The 14714-nt window shown below is 47.0% G+C and carries 13 protein-coding genes; 1 reads left to right on the plus strand and 12 read right to left on the minus strand.

Annotation, left to right across the window (positions count from 1 at the left end):
• Window positions 1-136 precede the first annotated feature (136 nt).
• The 4 genes from MKY95_RS28455 to kduI form a co-directional block, all read right to left on the minus strand.
• Window positions 137-982 (minus strand): sugar phosphate isomerase/epimerase, encoded by an 846-nt coding sequence (locus MKY95_RS28455; RefSeq protein WP_074096473.1) that lies wholly within the window; start codon window positions 980-982, stop codon window positions 137-139.
• Between the two features lie 37 nt (window positions 983-1019).
• On the minus strand, window positions 1020-1772 hold the full coding sequence (gene kduD, locus MKY95_RS28460; RefSeq protein ID WP_036606921.1) for a 2-dehydro-3-deoxy-D-gluconate 5-dehydrogenase KduD: 753 nt from the start codon (window positions 1770-1772) through the stop codon (window positions 1020-1022).
• A 77-nt stretch (window positions 1773-1849) separates the two neighbouring features.
• On the minus strand, window positions 1850-2608 hold the full coding sequence (locus MKY95_RS28465; RefSeq protein ID WP_339200067.1) for a DeoR/GlpR family DNA-binding transcription regulator: 759 nt from the start codon (window positions 2606-2608) through the stop codon (window positions 1850-1852).
• A gap of 87 nt (window positions 2609-2695) precedes the next feature.
• Window positions 2696-3535 (minus strand): 5-dehydro-4-deoxy-D-glucuronate isomerase, encoded by an 840-nt coding sequence (kduI, locus tag MKY95_RS28470; protein ID WP_036668043.1) that lies wholly within the window; start codon window positions 3533-3535, stop codon window positions 2696-2698.
• A gap of 196 nt (window positions 3536-3731) precedes the next feature.
• Here kduI and MKY95_RS28475 point away from each other — a divergent pair, with 196 nt between their 5' ends.
• On the plus strand, window positions 3732-4625 hold the full coding sequence (locus MKY95_RS28475) for a MaoC/PaaZ C-terminal domain-containing protein (RefSeq protein WP_339195568.1): 894 nt from the start codon (window positions 3732-3734) through the stop codon (window positions 4623-4625).
• Here MKY95_RS28475 and MKY95_RS28480 read toward each other — a convergent pair.
• The 8 genes from MKY95_RS28480 to MKY95_RS28515 are packed head-to-tail and all read right to left on the minus strand — an operon-like array spanning window position 4622 to window position 14684.
• Window positions 4622-5791: an acyl-CoA dehydrogenase family protein gene (locus MKY95_RS28480; RefSeq protein ID WP_339195570.1), complete on the minus strand. Its 1170-nt coding sequence runs from the start codon at window positions 5789-5791 to the stop codon at window positions 4622-4624. The genes MKY95_RS28475 and MKY95_RS28480 overlap by 4 nt on opposite strands.
• A gap of 54 nt (window positions 5792-5845) precedes the next feature.
• Window positions 5846-6982, minus strand: a complete 1137-nt coding sequence (locus MKY95_RS28485; RefSeq protein WP_339195573.1) for a glycosyltransferase — start codon at window positions 6980-6982, stop codon at window positions 5846-5848.
• Window positions 6972-8204 (minus strand): sugar efflux transporter, encoded by a 1233-nt coding sequence (locus MKY95_RS28490; RefSeq protein ID WP_339195574.1) that lies wholly within the window; start codon window positions 8202-8204, stop codon window positions 6972-6974. The genes MKY95_RS28485 and MKY95_RS28490 overlap by 11 nt, the downstream gene beginning before the upstream one ends.
• Window positions 8205-8222: 18 nt before the next feature.
• Window positions 8223-9431, minus strand: a complete 1209-nt coding sequence (locus tag MKY95_RS28495) for a nucleotide disphospho-sugar-binding domain-containing protein (RefSeq protein ID WP_339195578.1) — start codon at window positions 9429-9431, stop codon at window positions 8223-8225.
• Between the two features lie 40 nt (window positions 9432-9471).
• On the minus strand, window positions 9472-10329 hold the full coding sequence (locus tag MKY95_RS28500; protein WP_339195581.1) for an SDR family NAD(P)-dependent oxidoreductase: 858 nt from the start codon (window positions 10327-10329) through the stop codon (window positions 9472-9474).
• 13 nt (window positions 10330-10342) lie between these two features.
• Entirely contained in the window at window positions 10343-11521 is a 1179-nt protein-coding gene (locus tag MKY95_RS28505; protein WP_339195583.1) for a thiolase family protein, read from the minus strand.
• Window positions 11518-13023, minus strand: coding sequence for an AMP-binding protein (locus tag MKY95_RS28510; protein WP_339195585.1), 1506 nt, complete (start codon window positions 13021-13023; stop codon window positions 11518-11520). The genes MKY95_RS28505 and MKY95_RS28510 overlap by 4 nt, the downstream gene beginning before the upstream one ends.
• Complete coding sequence (locus tag MKY95_RS28515) at window positions 13020-14684, minus strand: adenine deaminase C-terminal domain-containing protein (protein WP_339195587.1); 1665 nt, start codon at window positions 14682-14684, stop codon at window positions 13020-13022. Before MKY95_RS28515 ends, MKY95_RS28510 begins: the two co-directional genes overlap by 4 nt.
• Window positions 14685-14714: the final 30 nt, after the last annotated feature.

Here is a 14714-nt window from a genome sequence, read left to right on the forward strand (position 1 = left end):
GACTTATTTCCGATTGTTCCGATAAGAAAAATTAAATATGTACATTATCGATTTCTGTACCAAAAAAAACCTTTGCACTCGCAAAGGTTTTTCAGCTACTTTGGCTTCGGTATGCAATACCTCATCCTGGGTTTGGTTAGACCCGAACTGCACTCCATACTTCACGCAAATGTTTGGCCGCAGGTACAGCTTCCTCGGCAGTTACGCCTTCAAGTGAAATATCGATATGTGGCTTATACGTTTTTAACAATTCAAAAAATAACGGGTAATCCAGTATTCCTGCCCCAGGTACCGGATTAAACTTCTCTCCCTGTGCATCAAAGGCTACATCTTTGGCATGGATCACAATCATGCGCTGATACAGCGATTCCATCACCTCGCGCAAGAAAGCCCCTTGATCTGCTGCATGTGGTTGCTTGATCAGATTACACGGGTCGAACAGCATCCCCAGATTTGATGAAGGAATCTCTTCAAACAAACGTGTCATATGTTCATGGGTATGAAGAGTATGTGTCGACACAGGCTCAATCGCCGCATGCACGCCCCATTTCTCCGCTTCCTCAGCCAACTCCTCAACCGTTTCTTTCAGCACACTCCACGCCTTCTCTTCATATCCATCCGGATGTGTATCCTGATAGGTGTCCAAGCCGCCGGTCTCCGTTGCTACCATGCTGCAACCAAAATCCCGGGCATAACGCAGATGCTCCTTGAATCGATCAATGTCCGCACGTCGTCTTACCGGATCAGGGTCAATCGGATTAATATAACAGCCCAGTACCGCAATCTTCACCCCGCGCTGTGCAAATTGATCTCCGATCTCATTCGCTAGCCCTGGGCTCAGCTTGCCATTCGATGAGTCCACATCTGATAATGCTTTGGCCAGTGCCAGCTGTACGGAATTAAATCCGTTATCCGCAATCGTCTGCGCAAGCTGTGCTGTAGGCTGTTTGCCAAATGTATGCGCCAGAATACCAAGTTTCATCTCACTGCCTCCTTATGCTAATCCGATTATCAAACGATTAACGTGCCATCCAGCCGCCATCGACATTCAGCACATGACCATTCAGATAATCCGAAGCGGCAGATGCCAGAAAGACAACCGGGCCTTTCAGATCTTCAGGTGTTCCCCAACGCCCCGCAGGAATACGGGCTGTAATATCCCGGTAACGATTCTCGTCCGCACGGATCTGGGTAGTATTATCGGTTTCCATATAACCAGGTGCGATACCATTAATCTGGATTCCTTTACCTGCCCATTCATTGGCGAGTGCTTTGGTTAAACCGGCAACGCCATGTTTACTGGCTGTATACCCTGGCACATTGATCCCACCTTGATAGGACAACATGGATGCAATATTAATGATTTTGCCACTTCCACGTTCAATCATATGTCTGCCTGCCAATTGGCTTAGGAAAAATACAGTGTTCAGGTTCAGACCAATTACATCATGCCAGTCCTGAACTGCATGATCAGCCGCAGGTGTGCGACGAATGATTCCGGCATTGTTGACGAGAATGTCAATTCTGCCCTGGAACGCAAGCGCCTGTTCGAACACAGCCGACAACTCATCTTCACGACTTAAATCCGCTTCAATCACATAAGCTTTGCGTCCGAGTGCTTCAATGGCACTTGCCGTTGCCGCAGGCTTGGAATAAGAGACCAGCACCACATCAGCACCTGCTTCTGCCAAACCAATGGCCATCCCTTGTCCAAGTCCTCCCGAGGTACCTGTCACCAATGCAACTTGTCCGCTTAAATCAAATGGGTTCATGAATGATTCCTCCGCATGGTTTTGATATGCAATCCTTAGATCCGTCCGTTCTTTAATGCCATGAATAATGAATGAGGTTAACTTTGATAATCCACTGTGACACCGCTCTGCTTGTATAAGGCAGCCGTCTCTTCATCCAAACGACTATCGCTGATAATATAGTCCAGTTCCGAACACTGGGCGAAAGTTCGCAGTGCAAATTGTCCGAATTTATAATGATCCACAACGCCGTATACTTGCTGCGAGGCAGATATCATTGCTTTTTTCAAAGGAACCAGATCTCCCGTGTATATGGATAATCCAAATTCTGGATGAAGGGCTGTCGTGGATATAAAGGCTTTATGAATGTTAAGACTTGATATAAACGCAGCCGTATCATCCCCAACCAACATATTCCGTACACGAGCCCCGCCAGGCACAACCAGTCGCACTTGCTCCTTTTTGGTCAACTCCGCAATGATGAATAGATCATTAGTCACCACCGTCAGCGGTTGATTATCGAGACGTTTGGCCATCTCTAGCGTAGTGCTGCCACCATCGAGGGCAACGATATCTCCAGGTCGAATGTAAGCAAGGGCACGTTCAGCAATCTCCGTCTTCTCCGTATGATGCTTCTCGGTAACTCCGCGGCTATTCAAGATGCCATACTGGTCATTCTGAGCCAGCATAGCACCACCATGGACACGTACGAGCAGTCCCATACTCTCCAACTTGTCGAGATCCTCTCGCACAGTCTTCCCCGTCACCTGCAACAACTCACTCAGATCACTGACGGTTACTTCCTGGCGTTCCAGCAGAGCCTCCATAATTTTTTCATGTCTTTTCAATGGATTCATCATAATCAACTTCCTATACCACCTGAGTCAAATGAATGAGTGTTCTAGTGTCTACCCTGTCAATTTAACTCAGACATCTGTAATTTATTATTTCAGGTCTTTCATCGCTACGCCGTCCATATCTTCGAACGTCTGGTTCTCACCAGCCATCGCCCAACAGAAGGTGTAATTGCTTGTACCCACACCACTGTGAATGGACCAGCTTGGGGAAATGATCGCCTGACGGTCGCGTACAACCAGATGGCGTGTTTCGTTCGGCTCGCCCATCATGTGGAATACAACGCCGTCTTCAGGAAGATTCCAGTACAAGTATACTTCGGAACGGCGATTATGGGTATGTGCAGGCATCGTGTTCCACATGTTACCCTTGTTGAGTTCGGTAATGCCCATCACCAACTGACAACTCTGAATTCCACCTTCTCCTTGGTGAATGTAACGATAGATCGTACGCTCATTGGATGTTTCGATGCTACCCAGATGATTCGGCTGAGCTTGTTCTTGCGTTGCTTTAACTGTTGGATAGGTGTGATGAGCCGGTGTGGATACAAAATAGAATTGGGCAGGTTGAGCCTTGTCACTGCTCGTGAACACAACTTCCTTCACCCCTCTACCGATGTAGAGACATTCCTTCGCTCCAATCTCATAACCTTGTCCGTCCGCTGTCACTGTTCCGTGACCACCGACATTAATGATACCGATTTCACGACGCTCCAGGAAAAAGTTCGTTCCGATATCTTTCAGGTTCACTTCAAGGGTAATGTCCTTGCTCTCAGGTACAGCCGTTCCCACAATATAACGATCCACATGAGAATACACCGTTACCAATTCATCGGTTGCAAACAGTTGCTCCATCAAAAATTCCTCACGCAGGCGAGATGTATCATACGTTTTCACTTCATTGGGATGTGCAGCATAACGATTTTCCATTATTAATCCATTCCTTTCGTCATTTAAATTAGTTGGGATTGAGTTTGATAATGTTCATATAAGTTCATTTTAGTTCATTATGTATCTTTTGTGTACCTTTATTTTCGAAAAAGTAATTTATGTGATAAAACATTTATGATTCTAACTGCCTTCGATATAATACAAGACATGGTCAGTCAAAGGAGAGATGCAAGTTATGGATTACCAATCGTGGATCGGAGTACCTACTCCTCCCAAGAAAATGGTTAGTACCACAGATCAGATTGTTCAGTTCACACAAGGCTTTCCAGAAGAATTTCGTCCCGACGCAAGATCCATTCCTCTCACCTTTCCGATGATATGGTGGCAACAGACACACTTACCCTGGATGGAGCTTCCTGGGAAAATTATGATCCATGGCCAACAATCGTTTACATACGAACGTAAATTGAAGTATGATGCAGCTTTATTTTACAGGATTGAACTTACAAACGTACGCGAAACAACTGGATCTTTGGGGAAGATCCAGCTCCTTGATTGTACAATGAAGGTTACGAACGTCATGAAACAACCCGTAATCGTTGCTAACACCACATTAATACTTCTAGACTCTCCAGCGTTGCAGCCTTCGTACTCCGAACTCGAGCCTGTGTATCCGCAATATCCCTCGGAGATTTATTATCAATGGGATGGAAAACACCGTCTCTCATCTGGTGAACTCCTGTTCGACGCTTGTCTTGGAACCATAACCAGTGCTATGCTCATCGCCTATGCAGCCGCATCGAACGATAACAACCCAATTCATCTGGATGTTCTCAAAGCACATGAAGCAGGTGCACCTCGCCGAATTGCACAAGGTATGCTTATCGGTGGCATGATTGGAAACCGACTACAAATGCTGGGGTTGGATAACTGGATTCTATGCGATATAAAATACCGATTTCGCTCACCCGTGATGGAAGGGGACGTCGTCCGTGTCCTCGTGAGTGTCATCAACACGGATAACCTCTCCCATCTGGCATGCAATATCACAGTCTATATTGAACATCGAGCGGGTGTTCCTTCTAACTTGCTAGCCTATGAAGGATCCGTTCGTTACACGGCCCGTTAATCCCACTCTCCAATTCGGACATGACCCTTAAGCAGATTGCGGGAAATAATCATACGTTGAATCTCGTCTGTGCCCTCGAAGATTCTCCATACTCGCATTTCCCGATACCAACGCTCGATCGGCAAGTCCTTCGAATATCCGATTCCACCAAAAATCTGAAGGACCCGATCCACAATATCGTTTGCTCTACCTGCACCGTACAACTTGGACATCGTTGCATGATGTCTTGCATCCAGCCCCTGATCCACCCTCCAAGCAGTATATAATACCAGCCATTTCAGAGCCTCCAGCTCAACCGCAGAGTCGGCAATCATCCATTGGATGCTCTGCCGACTTGCCAACTGCTCTCCAAATGTCGACCTTTCTTTAACGTAATCAATGGCCATATGGATCAGCCTGCCAGATGCACCCACAGCAATAGCCGGAATCACCCAACGCCCTCGACTGATCCACTGCATCGCTGTTGTTAACCCCTGCCCCTCTTCACCGAGCACATTTCCGTTTGGCACGAACACTTGGTTAAACGTAAGTACAGAAGGGCTTTTATCCCCACCCATCGTAGGAATCGGCTCTGACGTCCACCCCATGTCCCGGTCCACCAGAAAGCAAGTGATCCCTTTGCCCGGCTCTGCCTGGACATCAGTCACTGCAAAAACAATTGCAAAATCCGCCTCGTTTCCGTTTGTGATAAATACTTTCTCTCCATCGAGTACCCAACCATCCGCTACACGCTCAGCACTCATCTGAATTCGACTTGCATCGGAACCTGCCGAACGCTCCGTTATTGCAAAACAGGACTGTCTCTCGCCCGCAATAACGGGAAGCAAATACTTGTTCTGTTGTGCCTTGTTGCAAAGGTACAGAATATTGTCCGCTTCCCCCCCGAAGACAAACGGAATACACGTGCGTCCTAGCTCCATTTTCAGGAGTGCACTAATGACCGTCCCAAGATTTGCTCCCCCATACTCTTCTGGTGTCTCAATACCCCATAGGCCCTGTTTTTTCGCCTTTTGTTGAAGCTCTCTAATCTGTCTAAGTTCGATTCCGGGTCTTCCCTCACGCTCGTTACGCAATAATTCAGGTTCCAACGGAATCAGTAGCTCGTCCACAAAATGGCGTGCGGCGGATTGAATCTGCTTCTGTTGCTCTGTCAATTCAAAATTCATGTCAACCTCCCGTATAAAATGTCATCATTTGGGGCCAGAACAGCTGATCCATGATCACTTGAAAATTTCATGTTTCACAATTCCCCTTACTGCATACTGATGGTACAAGTCGATTAACTGATCTTCCGAAGGATGCTTGTAATACAAAACATCAAATTTCTCGTTAATACATTGGCACAAGATATCCAGGTCCGATGATGGTGTCTTATCTATAACCAACACTTCTCTATGGGCAGCTTCTGCCGAAATGGTCTGGATCAGTTCTGGGCCCTCGGCATAGACAACAATGATGCTGACAGGTAATCGATCCCCCTCGTAACCCTGATGTGCTCTTACAACCTTCTCAAAGCGAATATAACAATCCCACCATGATTTTCTAATCTCTGGGTCAAAAAATTCCTTTAAGATGTTTTGCGCCTGTACTTCAAACATCGGATGACATTCGAGGAAATAATCTAGATTCGTTTTCCAACCATCATAACGATTCTCATCAAACTCGGAAGGGTGAAAGATATGGAAGGTTAACGCTTTTTTGTTCAATACGAACGTTCCTCCAGCCTGTTGCAGACGATAGCCAAGCTCACTGTCTTCCAACCCCCATCCCTTGAACCCTTCGTCAAACATACCCGATCGGATCAGTACTTCTCTTGTTACCGAGAAATTGCAGCTGAAAGACAGATGCCACGCTGTACGGAATACGCTTCCATTTTCCGAAAAACGTTCCATGAGCTGAAATCGTTCATCTGCTTCTGATGATGTAATAGCAGCATGCACCCATCCCGAATTTAACGATGTTATATCGATGCTCTCTTCACCCAAATATCTTCGAAACCCTATGACAAGTTTCCCCTCGGCTAGCTTGTGCACTCTCAAATGCTCATAGATAAAGTCCGGTCCGGCGAGTTGATCTCCGTCAAGGAACACGATCACATCTCCATTCGAGATAGTAATCCCCTTGTTTCGTGCCGCTGCCCGACTTGATTGCTCCGTAGAAGGAATGTAATTATATCGTATAGGAAAATCATACGTAAGCCTGCCGATCATCTCGCCCGTGCCGTCTATAGACCCGTTATCGATAACTACAACTTCGTATTGATCGCCTTCACACAAACGCTGTCTCGATAAGGAAGACAAACAGGCCTGAATCACTTCTTTCTGATTATGCGATAGAATAATTACACTAGCTTTCATACGTATCTCCTCCCACATGCCGGACTACCTTTTTATTTGCGTTTGGCACCAATAATAGTACAAATCCCAGGAAGGCAAGTGCTGCCGAACAGGCAATCACTATTTTAAAACCAAAATAATTTCCGACTGCTCCGGCTAGTAATCCACCACCCATGGAACCAATGATGTTTGCATTGTTGTACAACGTTGTGGCCGTACCTGTCATTTTAGGAACCAAATCCTGAAAAAAAGTCATTCCAACTCCAAGTACAATCGCGATAAAAATGGCACTGAATATCTGGATAGCAATGATCTGCCATCCCGATTGGGTAAACAGAAATAGTGAAAAATAGGCGACTCCAAACAATCCCGCGCATTTCATAACTGTGATACTACCAAACCTTTTGGCCAGTATTCCCAAAATGATCATGGTGGGAACCTGCAAGGCTGCGTTAACTCCCGAGATCATGCCAACGTCCAACTTCCCGCCTTGCAACTCTTGCGTAACATATAAGGGAGTTACAATGCCCCCCATCGTATTAGCCAACTCAAATGCCATGAAAGCAAGTAATGAAAATACAATCTGCGGTGCCATCAGCAGGCGCTTGAAGCTACGTACTGAGTCAGATGATAATTCCGTTCCGCCCCCCGGTTCCCGACTCTCGTCTGCTCGAATCATCAGTACAAATACGGCAACGAGCATGTACATCAACGAAACAACCATAAACAGGCCTGTGTACGAGAACTGGTAGATTATAAAAGACGCCATTACAGGACCAAGAATCCAGGCCAGAGACACCAGAGCTCGCAATACAGCCATAACAACGGTGACATCTTCACTCGCCTCCCTCTCGACTACTTCTCTCGCAAGAGCAAATAATTGCGGAAAGGCCGAGAAAGACAAGGCCATGAAAGTACAGGAAACCAGCATTAACACAATGTAACTGTCCGTATTTGCATAGAATACATAGCCTACAGAAGCAGATACACATGATCCAACAATGATCCACTTGCGCACAGGCTTTTTATCGGACAATCGACTAAACAGCGTACTAATGATAATGCCGCTTAACGATCCACACGCCATAAAGATCCCTAATGATAAGGGGCTCATTCCAGCCCGTTCTACTCCGAATAATGGCATGAATGGTAGCGTTAATCCGTATCCCAAACCAATAAAAAAAATACATACGGATAATAAAAGTAAGGCCGGGCTTCTCAGGACAACCAAAAGACTTTTCAATAGAACCTTGCCCCCTCTTTACAACAACCGACGAATGAGTTCAGCTGCACGCCCGGCTCCTCCGTACTGCGAAGTACAGACGTTTTCCTTCAGCGCCACAGCCTTATCCATGTCTCCATTAGTCATCATCGCGTTAACGGTCTCAGCTAGAGTGGATCCCGTAACCTCATCTGGGGACATTACTCTGCCACCGCCAACGTCCTGTAACTGCTTGGCGTTAAACTCACGTTCTGCCCAGGTCGGAATGACCAACGACGGCGTGCCTGTTAAGATCGTCGTCATGCAACTTCCATGTCCGCCATGGTGAATCATGACATCGCTATGCTCGGCTGCCATAACTCCCGATACATATGAGGTGAAGTGTACATTAGGGGGAACTTCCACGCTGTCCCCTTCCAATGGATTAAAGCCAGTAGCAATCAAAAGCTCCGTCGAAGTGTTACCGAGTGCTCTAACGGCTTCCCTGAAAATATGACCACCACTCTCCACACCCCATTCCACGAGACGACTTGTGTACACAAATACACGTGGCCTCCTGTCGTTGTCTGATTTCTTCAACCAGTTCGCAGGCATTCCTGTCTCATTTGTATCTCTCCATACCACGGGACCGATATATTCAATTGGAACGGGCAGCTTCCCGATCTGTACCGGATCAAAATCCGGTATGCTCGGAAGAAGGGCAAGATTACCAGCCAGAAATGTGAGAAGGTTGTCCGTTTCAGGCAGACCATACTCAACCAACGCTCCGTTCAACACATTCGTGACATCTGGTATGTCTCCATATAATCCATAATTCGTTGTAAAAGGAAGACCACCTGGAAGTGTGCTGGACTGATTCATAGAAACGAGAGGAATGTCCAGCTTACAGGCAATGAACGCTGCGGGGACACTCGAATCGGAAATAACAAGGTCCGGTTTAAAACCGATGGTTACCCGCAGACGAGCTTCAAGCTCATTTCGCATGTAAACAGGGTCCGAGTACCCCATCATGGACAAAAAGTGATTCATATCCTTGAAGTTTGGGTGGAAAACCTGTCCCTTGGGAGCAGGAATAACTGGAATCCGAATATAGGTAAAACCCATCTGTTCCATCGCGACCCCGGCATTTCCCCAGATTGTGAACGCCACCTCATGTCCCATCTCTCGTAACTTTAGTGCTATGGGAAGACAACGATTCACTCTCCCCATCCCGGCCATCATCCCAATAAAAATGCGTTTTTTCTTCAACAAAATTTCCTCCATCAATTCGTATATTTCGGAAATAGTTCTACACTTTCACGTAGGCTGACAACACTTGCTCAAAGAGTTCGCCTGCTTCCCAACCGTTCTCCCTACTGGATTGGGTGGCAACTATACGGTGCTCTGGAGGGGACCACACACCGATCTTTCCACCATTAACAGAGAAGATCTGACCGGTAACCCTACGGCAACGCGGCAGACATAAGGAAAGCATCAATTCGGCCACATCTTCCGTTGAACCTACTTTCCAGTACTCGGGAAACGACTCACCTTTCATTTCAGCGGTCTGCTTCGCCCGTTCGATATAGGGCATTGTCATGTCAGTACGCGCTGCGGGAGAAACTGCATTCACATTAATGCCATAAGATTCAAGTTCCAGCGAAAGTGTCCACGTCATGCCTATCAATCCGGCTTTGGCAGCACTGTAATTTAATTGTCCGATCATTCCGGTCAAGCCCGCCACGGAGATCATATTAATAATGCTGCCTTCCCTTCGTTCCCTCATGCTCGGCAGAGCGGACCGGATACAAGCAAAGGCTCCCTTAAGATGCGAATTCAATACAAGATCCCACTCGGTTTCACTCATTTTATGGGCCATCTTATCGTGAACAACTCCGGCGTTGTTCACCAGGATATCAATCTTGCCGAATTCGCGAAGACCCTCCGATATGATGCGTTCACCACCGGCCATGCTTGCAACGGATTCAACGACCCCAATAGCGGTCCCACCCTGATCCCGAATCAACTGGACAACGTCCCATACCCCACCTTCTTGTACACCGTTGACTACTACCTTGGCTCCTTCTTGTGCCATACGTATTGCGGTTGCACGCCCAATTCCGCGGCTGGAACCCGTAATGACTGCTACCTGTCCCTCTAACAACAAAGACTGTTTCCTCCTATTCGCACTTCTCCCACAATGATGCAAGCCCGATCCCGCCACCAATACCCAGTGTTGTGATTCCCCGAGCCCCCTTTATATGCCTCATCTCGTTGAATAGGCGTGTAACCAGGATGGCTCCCGATGCACCGAACGGGTGTCCAAGCGCCAGTGCCCCGCCTCCCACATTAACAATGTGAGTTGGAATATGCAGTTCTCTTAAAGAGGCCAGAACTTGTGAAGCGAACGCTTCATTGAATTCCACAAGATCAATGTCTTCCATTGCCAAGCGATTTCGGCTGAGCAACTTGGTAACGGCAGGGACCGGACCGATACCCAAGTAGTTCGGGTCAACCCCCACTGCCACACTGTCGATAAATTTCATTAGGGGTGTAAGTCCTAACGATAATGCTTTTCCCATTGACATGATTAAAACGATAGCGGCTCCATCATTCAATGGACATGCATTACCAGCCGTCACTGTACCATCCTGTTCGAAAACAGATGGCAATGCTGCAAGCTTCGTAAGTGTTGTATTCGCCCGAGGACATTCGTCTGTATGAATGATTCTGAATTGCTTACCCTCCGGGATAGACAATGGAACGATTTCGTTGTCGAAACGCCCGCTTTGTATTGAAGCAATCGCTTTCCTATGACTGGAAAGCGCATATTCGTCCTGGTCCATTCGAGTCACACCGTACTTCTTAGCAACGTTGTTAGCCGCCTTCCCCATATCCGGATCTCCGATCCATTCCGGAGAGAATCGTGTGCGAGTGATTACTTGAGGTACTACACTCCCGTACAGAGACAAGGGTTTCTCCAATCTCCAGGGTGCACGACTTGTGCTTTCGACACCACCAGCCAGATACACTTCCCCGGCACCTGATTGAATCAGCCTCGCTGCTAAATGAATTGCTTCAAGACCAGATCCGCATTGACGATCAATCGTCACGCCAGGGACCTCTACTGGGAGTTTGGCTTGTAACGCGGATAACCTGGCGATGTTACCTCCCCCGCCTACTGCATTCCCCAATAGAACATCATCAATGTCACCGGGAGGGATGGGAATTTCGCTTAAAATGGCCTGAATGACTTCTGCAGCCAGTATCTCCGGCGGTGTCTCCTTAAACATCCCCCCGTATTTGCCGATTGCAGTTCGCTTCGCGGAAAGAATAACAGGAATCAACATATTGTTCATATCTTTATTTTCAGTAACTCGTTCAGTTTTGTTCGCGAAATCTTTCCACTCGTTGTATAGGGGAAGGCATCCACCCGTATAATTTCCTTTGGACACTTGTAGGTAGCAAGCTCACGACGGCACAATGATACAATCTCATCATCACTAACCTCGCTACCCATTCTGAGCTTGATAAGTGCAGTCACCTTTTGGCCCCAGTATACATCGGGTACACCTACAACGATGACCTCCTCAATGCCTTCCAATGTTAACAACAGCTTCTCGATTTCCTCCGGATATATATTAAGCCCTCCGCTAATAATCATGTTTTTCTTTCGACCAACCAGATATAAATAGCCTTCGGAATCTCGTGTTGCAAGGTCTCCCACAGTTGCCCATTCACCATGTACAACTTGGCTGGTTTCTTCCTCGGAACCATAATATCCGGCAAAGATCATCGGGCTCTTCACAAACAATTGTCCTACTGCGCCTTCGGTTACTTCCGTACTATCCGCTTCACGAATGGATACCTGCACACCGGCAAACGGTTTACCGATTGAATCAGGTTTATACCGATTTCCTTCCGGATCAAGTACTGTGACAAAGCTTAGCTCGGAGGCACCATAAAATTCATACAAACCTGCATTTTCAAATACCTCTGTCACCTTCCGTTTTGATTCTGGCGACCATTTATCACCTGACGTAATGAGAGATCTGACAGATGGCAGCGCAATAACTGAATCAGAAGCCATGAACGCTTTGTAGAGTGCTTCAAACATCGTAGGTACAAGATAAAGATGTGTAACCGCATGTGTTGCTAACGTCTCCAATACATATTCCGCTCGGAATTTGCTTGTTAGATGGAATGTCCCGCCAATATACAAAGTTTGAATGCACGCATATAACGTAAGTGAATAGACCATAGAACCCGGCGCCAATACATGGTCTCCTGCATCATGCACGAATGTTTCACGCGCATATGCAAAGCTCTCGATCCATGAACGCTGAGAACGGAGATAGCCTTTCGGTCGTCCGGTCGTCCCGGAGGTATATCCCATGTAGAACAGGCTATCTTCAGTTGAGGATCGCTGTGGTTCGGCCTCTTCCCTTCTGAGAGAACGAGGTTCACCTGTATCCACAGTAATCACCCTTGTTGACGATGGAATATGAGGTATTCTGGCTTTGAACTCCACATCTATGACAAGCACACGAGGCTCACATTCATTAATAACCTCCGTCAGATTTGCATCGCTCCACTTGGGATCAAATACAGCAGCACACATTCCAATTTTGGTGGCTGCAAGAAAGTATTCGATCATCACGGCACTATTGTTCATCAGCAGGCCGACAAGAGGAAGTTCATCGGCTTCGAAATCTTCCTCAGTAGCCAGAATTGTATTTGCTGCCAGCTTTATTCCATGGTATAGCTCGGCGTACGAAATCTGCCGGGCATCATCAAAGATGGCAGTTTTCTCTGGATTCTGGAAAGCATGTATGTGTATCGCATCAGCCAGTAACATCATTTCACCTTCCTTACTGTATTAACTAAGGGGGTAGCCGGGAGCACTATCTCACCTGTTTTAACCAGATACAACCCTTTGTCCGATACACGAATATGCGGCAAATGTGAAGCTGTCAGAAATAAAAGAGAATACAGAGGATCACCAAATCGGTAACCGTGGACACGCATTTTCTCATTGAAATGATCCACACTAGCGCCGATTGATGCAACGCTCTCCAAGCTCATAGCTCCACTGAGAGGAAGAGGAATGTACAGTTGCTCCCTATCCACGAAATATACTAATATTCCTTCCCCGCGAAGTTCCAACTCCTGAGATGCTTCGCGCATGGCAGACAGAGATCGCCCAAGCAAAAGTGTATCGTTCGAAGCGTTGTACGTACTTGCTAATGCCTTGATCCCACACGCTAAACCTTTGATTCGGGTGTTAATCACCCAACTTCCGTTAACATCCAGCAATGTCATCCAGTTCTCATCCGTTTCCAATTCCGCTCGGGGATCAAAATGGTACGATTGGGTGATGACATCGTTCACCAGTTCAATACCGATGTCGGTTCGAGTTTCCATCTGGTCCAGCCTCAGGTTAACGATCGTTCGACGAGACCGAAAAGTGGAGCGCAACCAAGTGTGTATCTCTGCTTCATCTGGCTCTACTACTCGCCTTTGATTTTGGACCACCCACTCACCTCGTTGCAGGACATGCAGTGGATCAGGTTCATTTATGGAGGTTAAGACGTTCAAACAAGCCAGTCTGCCTGGTGCAATCCCGCCTAAGTCTTCATCCAGACCGTAATATACTGCCGGATTTAAGGTAGCAAGACGATAGGCATCCGCTACAGATATTCCCGTCTCCATACAGATCTTGATCATGCTGGCACAGCTCGTCCTCTCCACATAGTTTGGTGACGGGCCATCGCTAGTAAGCATCATTCGGTTCATATTGAACCGGGAATCACCTTTCATCCCTTTAAGGAGGTGTGGCAAATCAGGACGAATAGATGAGTATCGAAGAGAGGCGTATAGCCCCGCTTTTAATCGTCTAAGTACATCTTCGGCATGGAGAGCTTCGTGGTCAGCTGTGATGCCCGCTGCAGCCATAGTACTTATTTTTTCATAAGATACGCCCGGCAAATGTCCTTCCGCCCTCATCCCATGATGAGCCTTCGTTAGATAAAGTTGCTCTACCAATACTTCGTCGTTCGCCAGCAGTTTGGGCCATTCGGTCAGCTCCCCGCTCTGTATCACAAGGTTATGTTGTAGCCACTTGTCCATAGTCATTGGATCAGCTCGATCAGGACGGTCAATGTTACACCACCATAGGAACATATGGTGACTTGTCTCCTCCAGCTTCTCAATGAATGACAAAGCTTCAGTTCCTAGAAACGTTAACAAAGACAGATTATCATTAATGGACAAGACCGTACCCTTCTGTAACAGAGCTTCTCCCCATGTATAAGGATTGTACATTTGGCATGGGTGTGCATGAGGTTCAATATATCCTGGAACAACAACATGATCTTTCTCCAATTCAATGACCTGGGTCTGGTCTGAAGTGGGTAGTTCCTTGGCTCCAACGTAGGCAATACGACTTCCGGACAGATAGATATTCGCTTGTTCAACTTCCCCTGTGTATACGTTCAAGTAAGATGCCTGTCTAAACCACATTGTCGCAGGCTGATCACCTTTAGATACTGA

The organism is Paenibacillus sp. FSL P4-0176, assembly GCF_037975265.1.
In the GTDB taxonomy this organism is placed as follows: Bacteria; Bacillota; Bacilli; order Paenibacillales; family Paenibacillaceae; genus Paenibacillus; species Paenibacillus amylolyticus.